The following is a 21,647-nucleotide window of genomic DNA, read 5'->3' on the forward strand; positions in this document are numbered from 1 at the left end:
GAGTATATGGGCAAGCACGTTTTGATTGTTGATGACTCCGCGTCGATCCGACAGATGGTGGAGCATACGCTTAAAACCGGTGGCTATCAGGTGACGGCCGCGGCCGATGGCCAGCAGGCACTGGATCTGTGCAAAACCACCCGTTACGACTTTGTGTTGACCGACCAGAACATGCCGAAGATGGATGGCCTGACCCTGATCAAGAGCCTGCGTTCCATGGCCAGCTACGGGCGCACACCGATCGTGGTGCTGACCACCGAGGCCAGCGATGACATGAAAGCCAAGGGCCGGTCGGCCGGCGCCACGGGCTGGATGGTGAAACCGTTCAACCCCGCCAATCTGTTGGAGATCACCGCCAAAGTCCTGCGTTAGGGCAGTTCCGGAGACTGCCATGAGCATCGACCTGAACCAGTTCCATACGGTGTTCTTCGAGGAGAGCCAGGAACACCTGGATACCATGGAACAACGGCTGATGGACCTCGACCTGGGCCAGCCGGACCCGGAGGACCTCAACAGCATCTTTCGTGCTGCCCATTCGATCAAGGGCGGCAGTGGCATCTTCGGCTTTTCCGCCCTAGGCCAGATCACCCATGTGATGGAGAACCTGCTGGATCAACTGCGCCAGGGCCAGCGGCATCCCGATAACGCCTTGATCGACCTGCTATTGTCAGTGGTGGACTGCCTCCGTCGAATTCTTGAACGTTACCGCGAGGAAGCCGAGCCGGACTGGGATGAAGTCGCCAGCGTGACCAAGGAGCTGGAGCAGGTGTTGGCCTGCAAAGGCGCTGGTGAGCGGGACGACGTGGGCGCGCTGCAGGCCGATGCCGAATCCGATGCGTTTGGTTTCTTTGACGATCCGCCGGCCGAAAAAGCCGACTGCGATTCGGCCAACACGGATTCAGCCGACCGCGACGACACCGGCTGGGGCCTGTTTGAGGATGGCCCGGCATCGGGCGCTGGTCCGCCTGCCGATTCCGGTGCCGGGCCGGATGTCGATGCGTCGGCGGCGTTTGGTTTCTTTGACGAGCCGACAGCCCCTGCTGAGGCGAACCCCGACAGCGTCCCGAGTTCCCCTGGTGCAGCGGCGGCCGGTGCGGGTCAACAGGCTGCGCTCCGCAAAAGCAAGGCGGCAGCGACCAGCGAGTCGGCGACTATCCGCGTGGGCGTCGACAAGGTGGATTCGCTGATCAACCTGGTAGGGGAACTGGTGATCACCCAGTCCATGCTCAAGGTATTGGGGGAAGATCCGGAGAATCTCGACCCGATGAAGATGGCCACTGTACTGGCGGAACTGGAACGGCATACCCGTGAGATTCAGGAATCGGTGATGTCGATCCGGATGATCCCGGTGTCGTTTGTGTTCAACCGCTTCCCCCGGGTGGTGCGGGACCTTGCCGGAAAGCTGGATAAGAAGGTAGAGCTGGTGCTGGAAGGCACCCAGACCGAGCTGGACAAGGGGCTGATCGAGAAGCTGGTGGACCCGCTGACCCATCTGGTTCGCAACAGCATTGATCACGGCATTGAGACCCCGGATCGCCGTCGGGCGGCGGGCAAGCCGGAGCAGGGCACCATCGTGATCAGCGCCAGTCAGCGTGGTGGCAGCATTGTGATCGCAATCAGTGATGACGGCGCCGGCCTGAATCGGGAGCGCATCCTTGCCAAGGCCCGGGAGAACGGTCTGGCTGCCAGTGACGATCTGCCGGATCAGGAGGTCTGGGAGTTGATCTTCCAGCCGGGCTTTTCCACCGCCGAACAGGTCACGGACGTGTCCGGCCGGGGCGTCGGGATGGACGTGGTACGTCGCAACATCCAGCAGCTGGGCGGCCGCATCGAGATTGCCAGTTCGGAGCATCAGGGATCGACCTTCACCATCCAGTTGCCGCTTACCCTGGCCATTGTCGATGGCATGGGCGTCTCGGTGGGTGGTCAGACGTTCATCATTCCGCTGGTGAGCATCGTGGAATCGATGCAGCCGCCAGCGGCCAACCTGAACCGTTTGGCCGGCTCCAACCTGTTGCATGTCCGGGAGGAATACTGGCCGTTGTTGCCGCTGGGCGATGTGATGGATGTGACGCCCCGGCACCGTGATCCGGCAGACGCCATCGTGGTGCTGATTGAAACCACCAAACGACGCTACGGCCTGGTGGTGGATGAGCTGGTGGGGCAACAGCAGGTGGTGATCAAGAGTCTGGAACAGCACTACAAGCGGGTACCTGGCACCGCCGGGGCCACCATCATGGGTGACGGCAGTGTGGCAATGATCCTGGATGTGGAGTCGCTCGCTGACATTGTCCAGGACCCGATTGAGGAGGCCATATGAGCAGACAGAAGGACCAGGGTGATGGGGCCCAGGTGACCCGGACCGATGTACGGGAGTACCTGACCTTTTCCCTGGGGGACGAGCACTACGCCCTGGACATTATGGCGGTCAAGGAAATCCGGGGTTATGAGTCGGTTACCCGCATCGCCAATGCCCCGGATTTCATCAAGGGGGTGATCAATCTGCGGGGAGACATCGTTCCCATTGTCGATCTGCGGATCAAATTCAATGTCGGTGAAGCCACCTACAACGAGTTCACGATTGTCATCGTGCTCCAGGTTCATGAGCGCATGGTGGGGATCGTGGTGGATGGAGTGTCCGATGTCATTGCCCTGTCGAGGGAGGAACGCCGACCGCCACCGGAATTCGGGGTGGCGTTTGACAGCCGTTTCCTGGTCGGTCTGGCCAGGGTGCAGGAGCACATGGTGATCCTTGTGAACATCGAGGCACTGATCACCAGCAACGAACTTGGTCTAGTGGATATCGCCACCCAGGAGTCCGAAAATGCCAACTAATCCGTCTCACACCCTCAGCAGTGATTCCCCCTATCACGGTTCCGGGCAGGCTGCGGCCGGTGCGGGTGCGACTGCACCCCCGGTGCCCGGATTTGGCTTGCCGGTGTCCCGTCAGCTCCAGCTATCAGCCGGAGTGCCGTTGATACTTGTGTTGGTCCTCAGCCTGGTTGCGTTGCTGGGCGCCGGTAACGACTCCCTGGTGATGATGTTGATGGCCTTCAACCTGCTGACGGTGATTGTCGGCGGTCTGCTGATTTACCTGGCGGTCCGTCGCCTTCAGGGGGCCCTCGGGGGCGAGCCCCGCGAGTTGCGGCTGGCGGCTGAAGCGCTGGCGGACCAGCGGCTGGACCAGGCATTGCTTTCGCCAGACCACAGTAAGGGCTTGGGTGCCCATTTGCTGCGCCTGCGTGAACGGCTGGTGGAAGGCGAACGGGAATCCGAATTCAACGTACGCATCCGTCAGGCCGTAGACAGTGCAAACACCAACATCATGATTGCCGATGCGGAGCGCAACGTGGTTTACATGAACGACTCCGTGCGCCGCATGTTGCAGGACGCTGAGTCGGAGATCCGCAAGGATCTGCCCAACTTCCAGGTTGATGGTGTGCTGAACAACAGCATCGACCGCTTCCACAAGAACCCGGCTCACCAGATGCAGATGCTGGAACGGTTGACGTCAACCCACCGAGCTGAAATCCGCCTCGGGAGCCACACCTTCGGGCTGATTGCCAATCCCATATTTGCCAGGGACGGTCGCCGACTCGGTACCGTGGTGGAGTGGAAGGACCGCACCCAGGAGCTGGAAGTGGAAGCCGCGGCGGTATTCAACACCCGTATCCGGCAGGCGGTGGACAACTCCAGCAACAACATCATGATCGCCGATGCCGATCGCAACGTGGTGTACATGAACAAGGCGGTGGAGGATATGTTGCGGAATGCGGAAGCACAGATTCGCCGCGACCTGCCGCAGTTTGATGTCGATCGCATACTCAATGGCAGTATCGATCGCTTCCACAAGAATCCGGCCCACCAGATGCAGCTGCTGGGCAATCTACAGGGCACTTACCGTGGCCAGATCACCCTGGGCGACAAGACATTTGGGCTGATCGCCAATCCCATCTTCGGGGCCGGTCAGGAACGCCTGGGAACCGTCGTCGAGTGGCTGGACCGGACCCACGAACTCAAGGCCGCCAATGACGTGACTACTCTGGTTCAGGCGGCCTCGGCCGGAGACTTCAGTCAGCGTATTCCCCGGGATGGCAAGGAGGGTTTCTTCCTGGAGCTGGCCAACGGCCTCAACCAGTTGATGGATACCTCGGACAAAGGTCTGAATGACATCGCCCGGGTGCTGGGCGCTATCGCCGAGGGTGATCTGACCGAGAGAGTGGATGCGGAGTACCAGGGCACCTTCCTGAAGCTGAAAGACTTCTGCAACCGCACCACTGAAAACCTGACACGGATGCTCGGAGAAATCCGGGGGGCGTCAGACACCATTCTGACGGCCTCCAATGAGATTGCCCAGGGTAACGCAGACCTGTCGGCCCGAACCGAGCAGCAGGCGTCCAGTCTTGAAGAAACCGCTTCCAGCATTGAAGAACTGACCTCCACCGTTCGGACCAACACCGACAACGCCAAGCAGGCCAATGTCCTGGCGGAACAGGCGACCGATGTGGCCACCGACGGCGGTGATCTGATCCGTCAGGTGGTGACCACCATGGAGTCCATCAACCAATCGGCCCAGAAGATCAACGACATCATTGGGGTGATTGATGGCATTGCGTTCCAGACCAATATCCTGGCGCTCAATGCTGCGGTCGAGGCGGCCCGGGCCGGTGAGCAGGGCCGGGGGTTTGCCGTGGTCGCCTCGGAGGTGCGTACCCTGGCCCAGCGTTCCGCAGACGCTGCCAAGGATATCAAACAGCTGATCTCCGATTCGGTGGCCAAGATCGAAGGTGGCAATACCCTGGTGAACAAGTCCGGCGAGACCATGACCGAGATCGTGACGGCCATCAAACGGGTTAACGACATCATGTCGGAGATCGCCGCTGCGTCGGTGGAACAAGCCAGTGGTATCGAAGAGGTCAACACCGCGGTTGGCCAGATGGACGAGATGACCCAGCAGAATGCGGCGCTGGTGGAAGAAGCCGCGGCCGCGGCGGAAAGCCTGCAGTCGCAGGCGGGACAGCTTCAGCACAACGTCAGTGTGTTCCGGCTTGATGACAGTGGCACGGCAGCCTCTGTGGCACCGATGGCGCCGTCGCGACCGGCAGCCAGGCCGGCAACAGCCGCCTCAGTTCGCAAACCCGCTGCCAGGCCCGGCAAGGTCAATGCGCCGGAGAGTGAGGATGACGACGATTGGGAATCCTTCTAGGCGGCGCTGAGCAGCGGTCATTGCCATGACAGTCAACGAACCCGATCGGGAGTTCCCTTACCGCCGGGAGGACTTCGACGCTATTCGCCAACGGCTGTATCAGGTTGCCGGCATCAGCATGTCCGACAGCAAACAGCAGTTGGTGTACAGCCGAATCTCCCGACGGCTGCGGGCCCTGGGGCTGGCGAGCTTTGCGGACTATTTGATGTACCTCCGGCACCACGGTGAGGAGCAGCAGGAGTTCGTCAATGCCCTGACCACTAACCTGACGGCATTCTTTCGGGAGTCCCATCATTTCGATCTCTTGAAGCGTTACCTGCAGGCCCACGCCGCCCCCGGCCATCGCTTCCGGCTCTGGTGTGCGGCGTCCAGTACCGGGGAGGAGCCCTATTCAATGGCCATTGCGGCGTTGGAAGCTTTGGGGGAGGCTCCACCGGTCAAGATTCTGGCTACCGATATCGACAGCCGGGTACTGGCGGTTGCCGCTGCCGGCATCTATGACCTGGAGCGGATACGGGATATCAGCCGGGAGCGCCTGAAACGGTTTTTCCTGAAGGGCACGGGTGGTCAGACCGGTCGGGTCAAGGTTCGTCGGCAACTGCGTGAGCTGGTGGAGTTCCGCAGCCTTAACCTGCTGGCACCGCAATGGTCATTAAAGCCCGGTTTCGACCTGATCTTCTGCCGCAATGTAATGATTTACTTTGATAAGCCCACTCAGGCCCGGTTACTGGATCGGATGCTGGGACTGCTGTCGCCGGAGGGGCTATACATTGCCGGGCATTCGGAGAGCTTTGCCCATATGTCCGATCGGGTGCGGCTGGTGGATAAAACCACCTACCGGGCGGTGCCGATGGCGGGGCGCGAGGTACGCGTTTGATGCCAACGGTGGGGCAGTGGGCGAGAGACCATTACCTGGACCGCCATTTCGGTCGCATGGCAACCAAACTACTGCCGGGGGAGTATTACGCTACCCGTGATACCGAGGTTATTGTGACCGTGCTCGGGTCCTGTGTGGCCGCCTGTCTGCTGGACCCGGAATCCGGTGTGGCGGGGATGAATCATTTCCTGCTGCCTGACAATGGCGACGGAGATCAGGCGCGTTCGGCTCGTTACGGTGTTCATGCCATGGAGCTGTTGTACAACCAGTTGGTGGCGCTGGGTGCGGATTGGCGCCGTATCCAGGCCAAGGTATTTGGCGGTGGTCAGGTGATTGAGGGCATGACCCACAACCCGGTGGGCCAACGTAATGCTGTCTTTGTGCGTGACTTCCTCGCCCGGGAGGGGATTCCGCTGGTGGCGGAGGATCTGCTGGGGGATTGCGCCAGGAAGGTGTTCCTGTTCACCGATACTGGTCAGGTATGGGTCAAGAAAATTCGCAACTACAAAAACGACACGATCCAGCAACGCGAGCTGCAGTACCGTGAGCGGGCAAAACGGGCAGCTGTTGAAGGAGCCTGGGATCTGTTTGTGCAGTAGCCATATCGGCTTCTTGAGCGGCGGGATCAGGGGAGGGCAAGATCATGACCATATCCGTCCTGGTGGTGGACGATTCGGCGCTGATACGACAGGTGTTGGGGGAGATGATTCGTACCGCTCCCGGCTTTCACCTGGTTGGGGCCGCGAATGATGCCTATGCGGCCCGTGATCTGGTCAATGCTCACGCCCCGGACGTCATCACGCTGGATATTGAAATGCCCCGAATGGATGGACTGTCGTTCCTGGCGAGATTGATGAAAGCCCGTCCCACGCCTGTGGTGATGGTGTCCACACTTACCGAAGATGGCGCCGAGGCAACGCTCAAGGCCCTTGAGCTGGGGGCAGTGGACTTTGTCGCCAAGCCCAAGCTTGACATCCGCCGCAACCTTGAGAGCTATCGCGAGGAGCTGCTGACCAAACTGCGAGCCGCGGCCGCTGCCCGCGATGCCATCCGCCGTCGGGCAGGTCAGAGGTCCGGGGCCAGCCGGCCCGTGCCGACAGAGCTGTCCGTGCAGGGAACGGAGCAGGTGGTGGCGATAGGCGCCTCCACCGGCGGCACCGAGGCCATCAAGACCCTGCTGGAACAGTTACCCATTGGTATGCCCGGGGTGGTCATGACCCAGCATATGCCACCGGGGTTTACCCGCTCCTTCGCGGAACGACTTGATCGCAGCTGCCGGTTGAAGGTGGCGGAGGTCCGAGGGGGTGAACGGATTCTGCCGGGCCATGCCTATCTGGCGCCTGGTGATCGACATCTCCTGGTTCAGCGGTCTGGTGCCGATCTGGTCTGCCAGTTGTCGGACGCCGAACCGGTTCATCGCCACCGACCGGCGGTGGATGTGATGTTTGACTCCGTCGCCCAGTGCTGCGGGGCCCGTGCAACTGGCGTTCTGCTGACCGGGATGGGGAAGGATGGCGCCGCTGGACTGCTGGCGATGCACCAGCGAGGGGCCAGAACCCTCGCCCAGGATGAGGCCAGCTGCGTGGTGTATGGCATGCCAAAAGAGGCCGTCAGGCTTGGTGCGGTGGATGAGGAAGTGCCGCTGGGGGCGATGGCTGCGACGCTGGTAGAACACCTGCAGCGAGTCAGTCGGGGGAACCGGATGTGACCTCCAGCGACGCTGATCAGGCCCTCGGCGACTACATCGGGTCCATGTTTGACTCGCCGTTGCCGCCGGGGCTGAAAGATCTGCAGACGCTGTTCCCGCCATCGGCATCTCCGGAGCTTCGTGGTCGTGCCCTGCAGTGCACCTGGCGGTCCCGCCCGGAGCCGCCCGAGGCAGTAACCGCTGCGTTGTTCCTGTGGCTGTTGTGGCGTCAGCTTCCCCCCGGTGCGCTGCGTCAGGCATTGATACGCCAGGGCCTGATGTTCGTGGTCAATGGTACATCGATGGGACCGGCACTGGCTTCGCGAGAGCGTGTTGACTAGATTGATAGTTGCACACTGGCGGTTGTCCTGGCGCGAAACGTCTCAGTGCCCTTCAGCGGCGCCGTAGAGGGTTGCAGGATACGGTGGCTTTCCCCCATCACAGGGAGTGTTGGTGCTATGGAAAGACCTGGGATGCTTTTCGCGGTGGTCTGGATTTCGTTGTTCTCCATGGCCTGGGCGGGGTTGGCTCGTGCGGCTGAGACGATGGTGCTGTCGACCTTCTCCGGCTCCGGTCTGAATCTGGTTCAGGAACCGATCATTCGTGAGGCCTACCGTCGTCTGGGAATTGAGCTGAAGATCCTGCAGTTACCCGCTGAGCGAGCCCTGCAGATGGCGAGCCGCGGGCAGGTGGATGGCGAGGTGGCGCGCCTCGCGGTGATCCGGGAACAGTATCCGAGCCTGGTGATGGTTCCGGAGCCCCTGTTCATGATTGAGAATGTGGTGTTCAGTAAGGACATCAGCTTCCCGGTGCAGGGCTACCAGAGCTTGCAGCCATACCAGGTCGTGACCCTGCGGGGGTATAAGCACTTTGAAGAGCGGCTGACCGCTTTGCAGGTGGATTTCAGCCTGCTGCCAACCTATGAACAGATCTTTCAGACCATTGATAAGGACCGCTTTCAGCTGGCTCTGCTGACACGTCTGGATGGCCTGAAGACGCTGTCCGAGTTAGACGTTAGTGGGGTTTTTGCCCTGGAGCCGCCGTTGGAAGTTGTGCCGGCTTACCACTTCCTGCATCGTAAGCATGCCCACCTGGTTCCACGACTGACCCGGGTCCTGCGGGAAATGAGGCAGGCCGGGGTGATTGAGCAGATCCAACTGCGTGTGCAGCAGGAACTAGTGTCCCGTGTGGTTAATTCGCTGGCCTACTGAACCACTGAAAATGTTGAGAGCAAGGCGCGGTAATGAAGATATGGTGGCTCCATATCGAGTTAGCGCAACGCGGCTATCAACATTTTCAGTGGCTCCCAAAGGGTGCCATTCTGGGGCTCTGGGTCGGTGTTGCCAGCGCTTGATGTGGAACCACCACACCTGCGCACTGGCGCCTTGGCCAAGAGCCCCAGAACGGCGCAGTAGGTCAGCGAATTAACCGCACGGGACACCAGCGGCGGGGGTCAGTCATTGATGCCCGCCGGTGGGTAACCCGACAACAACAATCACCGGGAGTCACCACCATGTCTACGCAAGTTATCCTGCCCCGCCTGATGCAGGTTGGAGCGGAAGCCGCTGCCCAGTTGCCCGAGGTTCTGGCCAGCCTGGGTTGCAACAGGCCGTTGATCATCACCGACCCGATGATGGTCAAGCTGGGGTATGTGGACCAGATTCGTCAGTTGCTCGAGCAACAGCAGTTCCCTGTCGAAGTATTTGCCGATACGGTGCCGGAGCCGACCGTCAGTTCCATTCAGGCCGGCGTTGAGCGGGTGCGGCAGGGCGAGTTCGATTGTCTGGTCGCCCTTGGCGGAGGCAGCCCGATCGATAGCGCCAAAGCCATTGGCATTCTCGGCTGCCATGGTGGCGAGATGCGGGACTACCGCTTCCCACGTCAGGTGAATGAGGCCGGGTTGCCTTTGATCGCTATTCCCACCACCGCTGGTACCGGCTCTGAAGCGACCCGGTTTACCATCATTACCGATGACGATACCGACGAGAAAATGCTCTGCGTAGGCCTGGGGTTCATGCCGGTGGCTGCACTGGTGGATTTTACCCTGACCCTCAGTCTGCCGGCCCGAACTACCGCTGATACCGGTATTGATGCCCTGACCCACGCGATCGAGGCCTACGTCAGTCGTAAGGCCAGCCCCTACAGCGATCAGCAGGCGCTGGCGGCAATGCGCCTGATCGGCCCTAACCTGCGGCGGGTGTATCGTGATGGCAGTGATCGGGAGGCCCGTGAAGCCATGATGCTGGGGTCAACACTGGCTGGTATTGCTTTCTCCAACGCCTCGGTGGCGCTGGTTCACGGTATGAGCCGCCCCATCGGTGCGGCGTTCCATGTGCCCCATGGTTTGTCCAATGCGATGCTGTTACCCACCGTCACGGAATTCTCGATCCCGGCGGCGGAGACCCGTTACGCTGACTGCGCCCGGGCCATCGGTGTCGCGGCGGTGGAGGATGGAACAGCCGCTGCCAATGACAAGCTGTTGGCGGAACTGAAGTCACTGAACGAGGATCTGGAGGTGCCTACCCCGGCGGCGTTTGGCATTGAACGCGACGCGTTCTTTGACATCATGGCGACCATGGCGGAACAGGCCCTGCAATCCGGCTCGCCCGGTAACAACCCGCGGGTGCCCACAGCAGAAGAGATCGTCAGCCTGTACCGGGCGTTGTGGTAGCGCGTCACTCGGCCGATTCGTCCAGCAGCTCTTCCCGTTCACGCCGGTATTCCTCGTAGGACCGGTTGTGGGACTGCATACACTGTTCGTAAGCGTCCTTCGGCAGGGTTGGGCAGGCCTGTGTCTGGTTTCGCTGGATCTCCTCGTAGGCCAGTTTTGATGAACAGCCTGCTGTGCTCAGTGCCAGTGTGCACAACAGCAGGCTGGATTTGAGTCTTTGACGCATTGGCTTCTCCCTTTCATGGTTGCCTATACCTGCTTTCCGCCGGAACTCGTTCCAATCGCCGTGGACGCGGGCTTTTGGGGCTATGGTAGACTCGAACTGCCTCGAGTCGAGGCTCCAGTATAGTGAATGGGAATGGAGTGGCGGTGCAACAAAGAGACAATCTGATACTGGTAGGCATGCCCGGAAGCGGCAAAAGCACCGTGGGTGTGCTGTTGGCCAAGTCCCTGGCTCTGGGGTTTGTCGACACGGACCTGCTGATCCAGCAGGCCGAAGGGCGTACGCTTCAGGCCATTGTCGACACGGAGGGCTACCAGGCGCTGCGGCGGATTGAGGAACGGGTATTGTGCCAGGTCTGTGGCAGTCAGCGGGTGATCTCGACCGGTGGCAGTGCGGTGTACAGCGAGCGAGCCATGGCCCACCTGGGTGCCATGGGGGTGGTGGTGTTTCTGGAGGTCGCCCTGCCGACCTTGCGTCAGCGCCTGGGCGACTTCAGTCTGCGAGGGATCTCGAAACCGCCCGGGCAGTCGCTTGAGGCGTTGCTGGATGAGCGCAATCACCTGTACCGGCGTTACGCCGATCTGACCATTGTCAGCGATGGTCGCAGCCAGCATGAGGTCTGTGAGGCCATCGTGGCGGGGTTGCCGGAGAAGTGGCGAACATCATGAGAATGCGAGCGGTAAAGCGGACGATTGCCCTGCTGGTGTTGATGGTGGGTTTGCTGAGCGGGTGCCAAAGCTGGCAGGAACAGCGCCGTATTGGGGCCATGGTCCAGGCGGTGGATGAGGCGATTGCCCACCCGGCTGATCCTGCGGCCCTGCAAACGGTGGTTCGTTACGGCCTGGATTCCCGACATTACGTGATGATTCGGGGCTGGCTCGCCCTGGAGCTTAAGGGCGTGGAAAGCCAGCTTGCGGCCACCCGTAACCCCGAGGATAAGGCTAGATTTCAGTCCAGGGCGGCCTTCCTGCGTCAGGCGATCCGGCGTATTGATCTAGAATAGATCCTGATCCGGGGGCTCCTTAAGCCCGACCCGCCGGCACACCGGTGCCTATTAGCGCAATTCGTTCCTAAAGACTTTTGCCAAACCGCCGTTAACCTGCCCACAAGGTCGCCGGAACCGGATTCCGGCCCAGGCAGGAGGTTTATCGCATGGCTTTTCCCATCACCGGCCCGGGGACGGATACCCCCAACCGTTTCAATGTTGATACGTCCGCCCGCCGGCAGGCCAGTACACCGGCGCCACGGGTAATGACGGACACCTCGTCATCCCAGGTACGCACTCCCCAGGACGCCATTAACGTACTGAAAACCCGGCTTGACCAGCAAATGCAGCAGGTGCTTGGTAACCCCGAAAAGGGGGCCGCAAGAACCGACGTGCCTGCGTTTGAACCGCCCAGCGCTGCCGATGTTGCTTCTCGCATGCTTGGCTTCGTTCAGGCCCGGCTGCAGCAGGAGGCGGACAGTGGCGCCGACCAGGAACGTCTGGCGAATCTGCTGGAGCAGGCCCGCGCCGGAATCGAGAAGGGATTCGGTGAAGCCCGCGAGCAGATCAAGGCGTTGGGAATGATGAACGACACCCTGGCTGCCGATATCGACGACAGCTTCGGCCGTATTCAGGAGGGCCTGGACGACCTTGAGGCCCGTTTCCTGGGTAATCAGGAGCCCTCCGCCCCCGGTGCGGTGGAACGGTCCTCCATGACCCAGGTGGAGGCTTCATCCCGAAATGCTCTGCAGTTTGAGGTGCGGACTCAGGACGGCGACATCGTTACGGTCTCAATGAACGAACGGGCCTACGCCGGTGCCCGAACCGAATCTGTTCAGGGCGAGAATGGCAGTGCCTCCTCATCAACGGCGGTCAGCCTGTTCTCCGGCCGCTATGAATTTTCGGTGGAAGGTGAGCTGGATGAAGGTGAGCGCCAGGCGTTGACGGAGCTGTTCGAGGATGTTCAGTCTGTCTCCAGCCGCTTCTTTGATGGCGATGTGCAGGGCGCGTTTGAGGCTGCCCAGTCTCTGGGAATCGGTGGCGAAGAGCTGGCCAGTTTCAGCCTTAATCTGTCCTCCACCCGCACGGTGCGGGCATCCACCTACGAGTCTGTGGCTCAGCAGAACTCACCTTCAGCGCAGCTCAGACCGCTGGGGGATCTGGCCCAGTCGATCCGGCAGCTGGGTCAGGATGCCCTGAACAACGGCTTGGACACCGACACCCTGGGTAGCCTGATGACCCGGATGATGGACGACCTGCGCCAGCTGTCCCGGGGCGATGAAGAGCCCGCGAGCCAGGACTACATGGGCGACTTCTTCAACCAGATCCTGCAGCGTCTGCAATCGACCGGCACCGATGCCGCCGGTACTGAGCCTGGCAGTGATGCCGACAGTGGCGATGCAGATGCACGGGAGACTGGCGACAGGTCCTCAGAGGCTTCCTGAGTCTGACCTGGCTGTGGGCGTAACCAGCCGTTAGTACAGAAAGCGAGCGGGCCATCCCGCTCGCTTTTTTTGTGGTGGTGGGCGCGGTCAGAGGCTACCGACGGCAGGCAGCCTCGGGGGTGTTCGCAACCACCGTGCTGAAGTGATAGCTGTAGTCGTCGCCAATGGCCTGGGTGCCGTCCTCGCCAGCGTGTCTGCCGATGATCCAGGTGTCTGTTTTGGCGATACCGGCAGCGGCATAGGCAGCAATGTCGGTATCGGCGTTGCCGTAAGCGCGAATGATGTCCAGGCCAACTTTGTCTTTCAGATAGCGGACGTAGTCCGTCTTGAACGACAGGGTGTTGGGCGGAATCGGCCCGTCACCGTAAGGGTTGGAGTGATAGTGCCAGGGTAACAGGCCATAGTGGTCGAACCAGGGGCGGGCGTCACTGGTGACCCAGTAGGGACGCGCCGTCAGATACAGGATCTGGTAGCCTTTGTCGCGGTAGGCTTCGACGGTCTCCGGGGCATAGGCATGGGCCTGCGCGGTCTTGATGCCGACATAGTCAGCGTAGGCCTCAAAGTCGTTGAGTGTCAGTGTGCCGTCGATGTCAAACAACACGGCCTGGCGCCCGGGGTCGACGACGCTCAGGTAGCCATCGACGGTGGTCAGGTCGCCTTCCACCACCATTCTCACCCGGTACTCTCCCACCGCCTTATTGACCGGCACGTAGATTTTGCCATCAGAGTCGGTGCGATAGCGGCCGAGGTCCTGCCAATCCGTCATATCACCGCCATACAGGTAGACACGGATGTTTTCGTCTTCCAGGTCTTTGTGCAGGACCGGGTCATAATCAAACTTGCCAATCAGCGTGGCGTCGTTGCCGGCGGCCACAATGGCGTCGTGGATCATGTGCTGTGGGCGGTAGATGCCCGACAGTAGGATGTTGCCAAAGTGGCGAAAGCCTTCGCGGTCCGGCAGTTCCAGTGCCGGGGCAGAGAGGGGCGCGGTATAGTCCGGGCAGCTGTCGGCCAGTGCTGGTGCTCCGGCGACCAGCAGCCCGCAGGTGGTGAAGGCGATGAGGTGCTGTTTCATGAGGAAACTCCTGATTGTTGTTGTGGCTGGAGCCATCTGGCTTAGGATAAAAGCCAAACTACCTCGAAAAGGTAGCAAAAACGTGACAGGGTGTCGTAGGCGGTGGTTCTCAGTTTGTCGTTGGCATTGGCCAGGTGTCGATTTCTGTGCTCACCATTCGACAAGGGTGTGAGGGCTGGAGCTGATTCTGCATAAGCAGGTGGGTTCAGCCTGAGTGCGTCTGATCATCAAGGAGATTGATATGAGCTACGTTGATGGATTCGTTGCCGCTGTTCCAACGGCACGTAAGGAGGAATACCTGGAGCACGCCCGGCTGGCCGCGACGGTGTTCAAGGAGCACGGCGCCACCAGACTGGTGGAATGCTGGGGAGACGATGTGCCCGAGGGTAAGTTGACCTCATTCCCCATGGCGGTGAAATGCGAGCCTCATGAAACGGTGTGCTTCTCGTGGATTACCTGGCCTTCGAAGGAGGCCCGTAACCGCGGTATGGATAAGGTAATGACCGATCCCCGCCTGCAGGGGGAGATGCCTTTCGACGGCAAGCGCCTGATCTATGGCGGCTTCGATATGCTACTGGATCTGTAGGTTGAGGAAGGCCACACCGTGTGTCGGTGTGGCCCGTACTTTTTAACGCACTAGCAGAAGCGCATTGCTTGAAACGCACCGCTAGAAATGCACGACGTGAGGCCGTACCAGGCGCTCATAATCCTGATAGGTCATCTGCATGACTTCGTCGTGACTGCCGGCATTGAAGGTGATGGTGTCATCTTCCCGTAGATGCTCGCTGACGAAGGTTTCCATACCATACAGGTTGCCAAAGGGTGGCATGGCACCTACGTCACAGTCCGGAAAGGCATTCCGCAGTTCGTCTTCTGTGGCAAGGCTGATGTCATCGGAGCCCAGGGCCCGGCCGAGTTCCAGCAGGTGCACATGGTCCGTTGCGGGCAATACCGCCATGCCGACTTTGCCGTGGGTCTTGAAGATCACGGATTTGGCGAACTCCCGTCCCGGCACATGGGTCACCTCGGCGGTGCGCATGGCATCGGCGGTGGACGGGTGCAGTTCGGTGCGGAATTTCACCGGATGGTCGTCGAGGAAGCGTTGCAGCCGTTCGCTGATCATGGCTCGTCCCTCCTTTCGGGGTGGGTTTGACTCTCCCTGTCGGTGCCGGTGGCCGTGTTACTTCGCTCGTAGGACGCTGGGTAGGCCGGCCTTAACGGTGGTCCAGATTACAGTATAGCGCCGCTTGGCCTGCTCGTATCCGCAAGGGATGCGCTGTTCTTGGTACCTGGGCTGGCAGGAACGGTGCTGGCCAGAAAGCTGGCGATGTTTCGGAACGCCTCTTCGGCCTGCGGTAGTTCCGGGGTAAAGAAATGCCACACGTGCACCATATGAGGCCAGGTCTGCAGTTTGATGGGGGAGCCGGCGCGCTCGGCCTTTCGGGCATAGCGGCGGGCATTATCCAGCAGCATCTCGGTCTCGCTGACCTGAATCAGGGTTGGGGGCAGATTGGCGAGCGAGTCCTGCAGAGGGGAGACGGCGGGGTCTGCCGGGCGCACTCGGGCCAGCAGCCACAGCCCCCAGTACAACAGCGGCCGCGGTACCCGGGTCAAAGCGCCGAAAGCCGGTCCCAGCATTGGGTCCGAGGCCAGATTCGCGCGTAGAGAGGGCGAAGTGAACGACAGATCAGTGGACGGGCACAGCGCAACGGCCGCGTCGGCCGGGCGCAGTCGGTGATCCCGCGCCCAGGCCAGCAGGGCCAGGGTGTGGCTGCCGCCGGCAGAGTCTCCGGCGATGACCATCGACGTCAGAGGCGCGGGGCCGTGGGGGCCGTTGGTGAGGAGCCAGCGGTAGGCCTGCTGGCAGTCCGCCAGACCCTGATGAAAACGGTGTTCAGGAAACAGTCGATAGTTCACCGCGAATACCGCCATCCCGGTCAACTCAGATAGCCGGGAGGTGATGGTGCGGTGGCTGTAAGCGCTGCCGGCCATCCAGGCTCCGCCGTGGACATACAGCAGACGGCGGTCGGGATCTGCGCCGTCGGCCATGACCCACTCGCCGTCCAGGCTATGGCCGTGGGCATCACAGGTAATCAGTGGCCTAAAGCGGGCCTTGAAGGTTTTGCCATCGCCCAGTTGGTCGAGCATCTGGCGCATGGCTTCGACCCTTTGCCGGAACGGCAGGTTGCGCTCCATCCGATTGAACTCGGCCAGTCGCTCCAGCACGCTGCGTTGCGCTTCATCCGGTGTGGCCGGCGGGCAGTCCGGGAGCGGTGCATCCAGGTGGCTGTGGTTGCTGCCGCTGAGCCAGAACCGGGTCAGCAGTGCCAACAGAACCAGGGCTGCCAGTATCAGCCAGAACATCACCAATCTCCCCTGAATCATTGTTTTAACGGTCACTTACCACGCTTTGGCAGCTTACCGGAATGACCAATATTACGCATTGAAATAATCTTGCAACATCTGGACAATCCTCGCTCGTTTCTGTTAACCCTGGCATCTCCCCCCACTGTATAAAGCTGCATTCACCTGACCGTCACGCGATTGGTCGGGGCCTTCGGCGTTGTGGCGGCAGATGCCCATTGCTACCGTGAGGACATACAAATGGGCGGACCATTGGCGGATCTGGTATTCCAGAGCTACGGACGTTGCTGCAAGGACGAGCAGTTCTTCGTCGATTTCTACACCCACTTCATGGCCAGCTCACCGGCAATCAAGGAGCGATTTGCCAATACCGACATGCCGGCCCAGCGCCATCTGCTGCGTAACGGCATCATGCAGCTGGTACTGTTTGCTCGCGGCATGTCGGATCGCAAGCTTCGCGCCCTCGGTGAGTCTCACAACCGCCATGGCTACAACATCCCGGCCGAATGGTATGTGCTCTGGCTCGATTCCCTGATGAAGACCGTCGCCAAACACGATCCCGAGTACGATCGCAGTCTGGAACAGGCCTGGCGGGATGTGCTCCAGCCAGGCATTGACCTGATCAGCGAGGCTTACTGACCGTTACCGGTGACAGCTCCGGGGCGCACTCCAGGCCCCGGGGCTTGCCAACGAAAGGCAGTACACTCGCCAATCCCGCTGCGCCCAGCAGCGCACCCACCCACAGGGGCGATTGCCAGCCCCAGCCTGCTGAAATTGCAGCGCCCCCCAGCCAGGCCCCCATCCCCAGCCCGATATTGATCACAGACGTGTGTACTGTGTTCACCAAAGGACCCGGCAAGGCGATCGCCATGACCCGGGCAATCATCGCCGGATTCATCGGAATACCGGTCAGGCCAATCACAATCACCATCGCCAGGCTGATCCCGCTGGATGTGGCGTTGAGTGCGAACATGGTCATGGCGAGGGTCAGCAAGGTCATGCCTGTCACCAGGACCGGGTAGGTGTGGCGATCCGCCAGTCTGCCCACCACCAGATTGCCGACAACGGTGGCTCCGCCATAGATTGCCAGCAGCCATGGCAGGTCGGTCTGACGGAAGCCGGTCACTTCCGTCAGGATCGGGGCAAAGTAACTGAAGCCTGCAAAGGTCGCACCGATGATCAGGGCACTGGTGCTATAGGCGGCCCACAGTGCCGGCTTGCGAAACTCCGCCAGTTCCTGGCGAAGGCTGGTCGTGGCGGGCGGATGGCCCGCAGGGGCGAGTCGGGCGATGGCGAGGGTGCAGGCAATGGTGACGCCGGTGACGCTCCAGAAGCTGGCGCGCCAGCCCAGCCATTGCTCGATCATGGTGGTCAGCGGCATGCCCAGCACGGTGGCCAGCATCAATCCGGCAAAGACCAGTGAACTGGCCCGACCACGCCGTTCGGGAGAGACCACCTCGGCGCAGATGGCGAGGGCAATACCGAAGCAGGCCGACGCCGCCACGCCGGTCACTACCCGTGCGACGGCCATGACGGCATAGCTGTCGGCCTGGGCCGCCAGTGCCTGGGCGATGGCGTAGCAGGCGAGTAGCGCCAACAGCGCGCGCCGGTTTGGCACGCTGCGGTGGAGAATGAGTAGGGTCAGCAGCGGTCCCCCGATAACCATGCCGCCGGCGTAGAGGGAAATCAGCGTGCCGACGTCACTGACGGCAACCGACAGCGCCGAGGCCAGGGCCGGCATCATGCCGGCAACCATAAACTCGGACGTGGTCAGCGCAAACAGGGTAAGACTGAGCAGGTAAACGATGGGGGGCATGGAGGCTCCTGTTGTGGGTTAAGAATTGGAATAATCGTTACAAAACTGGGTGCAAAAAATAATTGGTGTTCGACGAAAAGGTGTTGAGCGTTTTAGGGAGCCTCTGATTAACTCCGGATCACCTCCGGCCATGGGCTGCGGATCATGCAGAGGCGATCCGGAGTTAATCAGAGGCTCTTAAAGTCTTGCCAGGGTGTCGTTGACGATGTCGGTCAGAAATTCCCGCTCAGGCCGCGACTGGCCGAGCACCCGCAGGCCGTAATAGCCGGCCATGTAGCCCCGGGCCAATTGCCGGGGTGGCTGGTCGGTGCGCAGCTCGCCGAGCTGTTGGCCTTCGGTCATCAGTTCGGTCAGTCGGCGTTCGATCCGGTCCAGATAGGCATCATTGATGCGTTTTACGACCGGGTCCTGGTGGTTACGTTCGAGTACCGAACGCAGCGCCATGCAACTGCGCTGGCAGTTGGGGTCCAGGTCGGCGGTGATGCCCCATTCCATCAGGGCCCGAAGGCGGTGGCGAACGCTGTCGTCCCGGTTGAGGATCTCCAGCTGTGCCTGCAAGCCCAGGTCCTGATAGCGCCTGAGTGCCTGTTCAAACAGTTGCTGCTTGCTGCCAAAGGCGTTGTACAGACTGCCCCGTCCGAGCCCGGTGCCTTCACACAAGGCCTGCGCCGATGTGCCTTCATAGCCGTGTTGCCAGAACACCTCCATCGCTGCGTCGATGACGGCCTGGGCATCAAACTGTCTGGGTCTGCCACTCATTGGGGGTTCCGGTGGATGTGTGTCAGGCTACTTTAGCCATTATGGAACAATCGGTCAATAATAGTGGGCGGTGTCCGGTTCGGCTAACCGAGCGGGACATCAGGCTTCGGAACTACACGGGTTTGAGGGCTTACCGCGCTGGTGGGTGCCCAGGGTACACCTTCTGGGTGTGGGGGCGGCGGAACTGGCGGAACACGGCGACTTCCCAGGGGCGAATGGCCAGCATCATGCTCATCCCGAAGCGCTGGTCGAGCGGAAGGGCCAGGTCCTCCTGGTGACAGTGGCGGAAGTCCAGCGCCAGTCGCCTGAGCTTCTGCTGCATCACGTCGTTGTTGCGGGTCGAAAGCATGCCGTTCAGGAACAGGCGCAACTCGCCGGGTCGGTTGAAGCGACACTCAAAGAAATCCGCCTGCACCTGAGATTCAAAGAAGGCCTGGATCGGACCATTTCTCAGCCAGTGGAAATCGTGGCTGATCAGGGCCTTGATACGATTACCTGGCAGCAGCTCCACCAATCCCATTCGGTCCAGCCTGGCGAGACAGCGGATGATTGTGGGTTCGTCGAGGGTGTAGTTCTCCAGTATCTGGGGCAGGGTCCAGCGATTCAATGCGCAGATGGCGATGAGCAGTAGCGCATTATCCGACACCAGTTCCTTCTCCTGCTCGGGCGTCAGTTGGTCGATGCGGGGTTCCGGCTCCAGGCGCCGCACCAGGTCACTGATTTCCAGCCCCATCAGCCCGCAGACCTGGTCCAGGCGTTTCAGCGATAACTGCCGCTCCGAAAACAGCCGTTTGACACTGGCTTCCGATAGCGACAGCGCTTCGGCGACCTGTTGGTAGGTCAGGCCGTGTTCTTTCAGCGCCCTTTTCAGTGCGTCCACGATGGCGATTGTCTGTGCCAAATCGGCTCCTCCATGAATCAATGTATCGATATTTAATACTTTCAGGTTCACGTCCTGCAACCTTTGGGGTTTGTCTGGCTGCTGGCTGTCGCAGCGGCAATAGTGGCTGCACACAGAGACGCTGAGTTGGCGTCTTGCCTGGTCGCCTGAACGTGGGGCGGTTGATGATCCATCCACACAAGGTGTTGGAGGCGAAGATGGAAAGCGAACTGAAAAGCAACTCGACAGGATGGCTGTTCTACGTGAAAGCATCGTTTGCAGTCGCCCTGCTGGCAACAGGCGCGGGAATCGTGTTTGCGCCAATCGATCTGCTGGTGAAGGGGTACATGGGCATTTGCGCGCTGTTCCTGGTGAGTACGACCATAACTCTGTCGAAGACCCTTCGTGACGAGCACGAAAGCCAGCGCATCCATAACCGCATCTCCGAGGCCCGGGCCCAGCAACTGCTGAAAGAATACACCGAGTGATGGAAGCGCGAACAAGAGGGGAGTGATGACCATGATGATCTGGAGAAAAGTAGGCACCCTGTTCCGTGCCTCGGCCTGTGAGCCGGCAGAGAAACTGGTGGATGCCAACGCACTGCGCATCCTTGCCCAGGAGCTTCGGGAAACCGAACAGGCAATGGTGCAGGCCAAGCGCGAGCTGGCGTCGCTGATGGCCGAAGGACGACAGCTGGAGCGCCACAACAGCCAGCTGGAGCGGGTGATCCGGGAACGGGAAACCCAGGCCCGGGAGGCTATGGCGCGGAGTGAGTATGCCCTGGCCGAAGAGTTGGCGGAAGCCATCGCCCGGGATGAGAATCTGTTGACGGAGCAGCGTCAGCACGCTGATCGTCTGGCCTCTCAGGAGAAGAGTCTGCGGGAGCAGCTGCGCCTGGCCGCTCACGCCCTGCAGCGCTACAAGCGGGAAATGAGCCTGGCCCGGGCAAATCACAACGCCGAACAGGTGCTGCGACAATTGGGCAGTCAGACATCCGGGCTGCAGGCTCATCTTGGCGATGTGGCCCAGTCAGTAGAACGTATCCGCTCACGTCAGTCTCACCGCAGTGACGTCAACGATGCGCTGCAGGAGCTGGACCGGGAAGCCAGTGGCGAAGACCTGGAGCAACGCCTGCAACGGGCGGGTATCGCCACTGGCAAGCAGGACGCCAGCGCAGTGCTTGCCCGGCTGCGCGCCGGTAGCGACAGCACTGGCGAAGACGGTCGGGTCACTCGACCGTAACGGTGACGACTTCTGAGGCCACCGGCGGGCTATGGGGAATATGCTGGTGGTCGCCCAGCAGCAACTGCAGGGTGTGTTGCCCTGGCGGCAGGTCCACGGTCACTTCGGTCTGACCACCGCCGAAATGGCGATGGTGGTCATCGGCCGGAATGGGCTGATCCGGCGCGGGAAGTTCCTCCACATCAATCAACAGGTGATGATGACCGGTGTGGGCCTGCTCAACGCCGGCGGGTGCCACGCCCATGCCGGCCAGGCCAAAGCGGACCTTGACCGGGGAGGTCACGGTTTCGCCATTGGCCGGGCTGATGATGTAAGCGCTGGCACCGTCCGGAGCCGGCGAGGCGAGAGCTGCCAGCGGCAGCGAAGCCAGGGCCAGCAGGGCGCTGGCGCTCAGGTTGCGTAGCGGGAATGTCATAG

At 60.9% G+C, this 21,647-nt stretch carries 25 protein-coding genes; 17 read left to right on the top strand and 8 right to left on the bottom strand.

Annotated features, from left to right (window positions below):
- Positions 1-6 precede the first annotated feature (6 nt).
- From J2887_RS06505 to J2887_RS06550, 10 genes are all read left to right on the top strand, one after another.
- Entirely contained in the window at positions 7-372 is a 366-nt protein-coding gene (locus J2887_RS06505) for a response regulator (protein ID WP_227175176.1), read from the top strand.
- Between the two features lie 19 nt (positions 373-391).
- Positions 392-2,320 (top strand): chemotaxis protein CheA, encoded by a 1,929-nt coding sequence (locus tag J2887_RS06510; protein WP_227175177.1) that lies wholly within the window; start codon positions 392-394, stop codon positions 2,318-2,320.
- The gene (locus tag J2887_RS06515) at positions 2,317-2,835 is read left to right on the top strand and encodes a chemotaxis protein CheW (RefSeq protein WP_227175178.1); all 519 of its coding nucleotides are present in this window, start codon (positions 2,317-2,319) and stop codon (positions 2,833-2,835) included. The genes J2887_RS06510 and J2887_RS06515 overlap by 4 nt, the downstream gene beginning before the upstream one ends.
- A complete protein-coding gene (locus tag J2887_RS06520) occupies positions 2,825-5,206 on the top strand; it encodes a methyl-accepting chemotaxis protein (protein WP_324197253.1) in 2,382 nt (793 codons plus the stop codon). Before J2887_RS06515 ends, J2887_RS06520 begins: the two co-directional genes overlap by 11 nt.
- A 25-nt stretch (positions 5,207-5,231) precedes the next feature.
- Positions 5,232-6,083, top strand: coding sequence for a CheR family methyltransferase (locus tag J2887_RS06525; protein ID WP_227175179.1), 852 nt, complete (start codon positions 5,232-5,234; stop codon positions 6,081-6,083).
- On the top strand, positions 6,083-6,682 hold the full coding sequence (gene cheD / locus J2887_RS06530) for a chemoreceptor glutamine deamidase CheD (RefSeq protein ID WP_227175180.1): 600 nt from the start codon (positions 6,083-6,085) through the stop codon (positions 6,680-6,682). Before J2887_RS06525 ends, cheD begins: the two co-directional genes overlap by 1 nt.
- A 44-nt stretch (positions 6,683-6,726) precedes the next feature.
- Positions 6,727-7,791, top strand: coding sequence for a chemotaxis response regulator protein-glutamate methylesterase (locus J2887_RS06535; protein WP_324197254.1), 1,065 nt, complete (start codon positions 6,727-6,729; stop codon positions 7,789-7,791).
- Positions 7,788-8,111 (top strand): hypothetical protein, encoded by a 324-nt coding sequence (locus J2887_RS06540; RefSeq protein WP_227175181.1) that lies wholly within the window; start codon positions 7,788-7,790, stop codon positions 8,109-8,111. The genes J2887_RS06535 and J2887_RS06540 overlap by 4 nt, the downstream gene beginning before the upstream one ends.
- Before the next feature lie 117 nt (positions 8,112-8,228).
- Positions 8,229-8,981: a substrate-binding periplasmic protein gene (locus tag J2887_RS06545; RefSeq protein WP_227175182.1), complete on the top strand. Its 753-nt coding sequence runs from the start codon at positions 8,229-8,231 to the stop codon at positions 8,979-8,981.
- 302 nt (positions 8,982-9,283) lie between these two features.
- Positions 9,284-10,441 (top strand): iron-containing alcohol dehydrogenase, encoded by a 1,158-nt coding sequence (locus tag J2887_RS06550; RefSeq protein WP_227175183.1) that lies wholly within the window; start codon positions 9,284-9,286, stop codon positions 10,439-10,441.
- Positions 10,442-10,445: 4 nt separating this feature from the next.
- On the opposite strand, the gene J2887_RS06555 is transcribed toward J2887_RS06550, so the two are convergent.
- Entirely contained in the window at positions 10,446-10,667 is a 222-nt protein-coding gene (locus tag J2887_RS06555; protein ID WP_227175184.1) for a hypothetical protein, read from the bottom strand.
- Between the two features lie 176 nt (positions 10,668-10,843).
- Between J2887_RS06555 and J2887_RS06560 the strand changes: the two genes are divergently transcribed.
- From J2887_RS06560 to J2887_RS06570, 3 genes are all read left to right on the top strand, one after another.
- Positions 10,844-11,332: a shikimate kinase gene (locus J2887_RS06560; RefSeq protein WP_227176063.1), complete on the top strand. Its 489-nt coding sequence runs from the start codon at positions 10,844-10,846 to the stop codon at positions 11,330-11,332.
- Entirely contained in the window at positions 11,329-11,667 is a 339-nt protein-coding gene (locus tag J2887_RS06565; protein ID WP_227175185.1) for a hypothetical protein, read from the top strand. Before J2887_RS06560 ends, J2887_RS06565 begins: the two co-directional genes overlap by 4 nt.
- A gap of 149 nt (positions 11,668-11,816) precedes the next feature.
- The gene (locus tag J2887_RS06570) at positions 11,817-13,094 is read left to right on the top strand and encodes a DUF5610 domain-containing protein (protein ID WP_227175186.1); all 1,278 of its coding nucleotides are present in this window, start codon (positions 11,817-11,819) and stop codon (positions 13,092-13,094) included.
- 94 nt (positions 13,095-13,188) lie between these two features.
- On the opposite strand, the gene J2887_RS06575 is transcribed toward J2887_RS06570, so the two are convergent.
- Positions 13,189-14,169, bottom strand: coding sequence for a lipin/Ned1/Smp2 family protein (locus J2887_RS06575; protein ID WP_227175187.1), 981 nt, complete (start codon positions 14,167-14,169; stop codon positions 13,189-13,191).
- Positions 14,170-14,410: 241 nt separating this feature from the next.
- Between J2887_RS06575 and J2887_RS06580 the strand changes: the two genes are divergently transcribed.
- The gene (locus tag J2887_RS06580; RefSeq protein ID WP_227175188.1) at positions 14,411-14,755 is read left to right on the top strand and encodes a DUF1428 domain-containing protein; all 345 of its coding nucleotides are present in this window, start codon (positions 14,411-14,413) and stop codon (positions 14,753-14,755) included.
- An 81-nt stretch (positions 14,756-14,836) separates the two neighbouring features.
- Here the strand turns inward: J2887_RS06580 and J2887_RS06585 are convergent, their stop codons facing one another.
- Both J2887_RS06585 and J2887_RS06590 read right to left on the bottom strand, forming a co-directional pair.
- Complete coding sequence (locus tag J2887_RS06585; protein WP_227175189.1) at positions 14,837-15,292, bottom strand: aminoacyl-tRNA deacylase; 456 nt, start codon at positions 15,290-15,292, stop codon at positions 14,837-14,839.
- Positions 15,293-15,399: 107 nt separating this feature from the next.
- Positions 15,400-16,533 (bottom strand): alpha/beta hydrolase, encoded by a 1,134-nt coding sequence (locus tag J2887_RS06590; protein WP_227175190.1) that lies wholly within the window; start codon positions 16,531-16,533, stop codon positions 15,400-15,402.
- 240 nt (positions 16,534-16,773) lie between these two features.
- Between J2887_RS06590 and J2887_RS06595 the strand changes: the two genes are divergently transcribed.
- On the top strand, positions 16,774-17,172 hold the full coding sequence (locus tag J2887_RS06595) for a globin (protein ID WP_227175191.1): 399 nt from the start codon (positions 16,774-16,776) through the stop codon (positions 17,170-17,172).
- On the opposite strand, the gene J2887_RS06600 is transcribed toward J2887_RS06595, so the two are convergent.
- The 3 genes from J2887_RS06600 to J2887_RS06610 form a co-directional block, all read right to left on the bottom strand.
- Positions 17,156-18,349, bottom strand: a complete 1,194-nt coding sequence (locus J2887_RS06600) for an MFS transporter (protein ID WP_227175192.1) — start codon at positions 18,347-18,349, stop codon at positions 17,156-17,158. The genes J2887_RS06595 and J2887_RS06600 overlap by 17 nt on opposite strands.
- 177 nt (positions 18,350-18,526) lie before the next feature.
- Positions 18,527-19,108 (bottom strand): TetR/AcrR family transcriptional regulator, encoded by a 582-nt coding sequence (locus J2887_RS06605; RefSeq protein WP_227175193.1) that lies wholly within the window; start codon positions 19,106-19,108, stop codon positions 18,527-18,529.
- A gap of 130 nt (positions 19,109-19,238) precedes the next feature.
- The gene (locus tag J2887_RS06610; RefSeq protein WP_227175194.1) at positions 19,239-20,009 is read right to left on the bottom strand and encodes a helix-turn-helix domain-containing protein; all 771 of its coding nucleotides are present in this window, start codon (positions 20,007-20,009) and stop codon (positions 19,239-19,241) included.
- 197 nt (positions 20,010-20,206) lie between these two features.
- Between J2887_RS06610 and J2887_RS06615 the strand changes: the two genes are divergently transcribed.
- Complete coding sequence (locus J2887_RS06615; RefSeq protein WP_227175195.1) at positions 20,207-20,476, top strand: YiaA/YiaB family inner membrane protein; 270 nt, start codon at positions 20,207-20,209, stop codon at positions 20,474-20,476.
- A 31-nt stretch (positions 20,477-20,507) separates the two neighbouring features.
- Entirely contained in the window at positions 20,508-21,230 is a 723-nt protein-coding gene (locus tag J2887_RS06620) for a PspA/IM30 family protein (protein WP_227175196.1), read from the top strand.
- Here the strand turns inward: J2887_RS06620 and J2887_RS06625 are convergent.
- On the bottom strand, positions 21,217-21,645 hold the full coding sequence (locus tag J2887_RS06625; protein ID WP_227175197.1) for a DUF4399 domain-containing protein: 429 nt from the start codon (positions 21,643-21,645) through the stop codon (positions 21,217-21,219). The genes J2887_RS06620 and J2887_RS06625 overlap by 14 nt on opposite strands.
- Positions 21,646-21,647: the final 2 nt, after the last annotated feature.

Source organism: Marinobacter sp. CA1, assembly GCF_020546665.1.
Taxonomy (GTDB): domain Bacteria; phylum Pseudomonadota; class Gammaproteobacteria; order Pseudomonadales; family Oleiphilaceae; genus Marinobacter; species Marinobacter xestospongiae.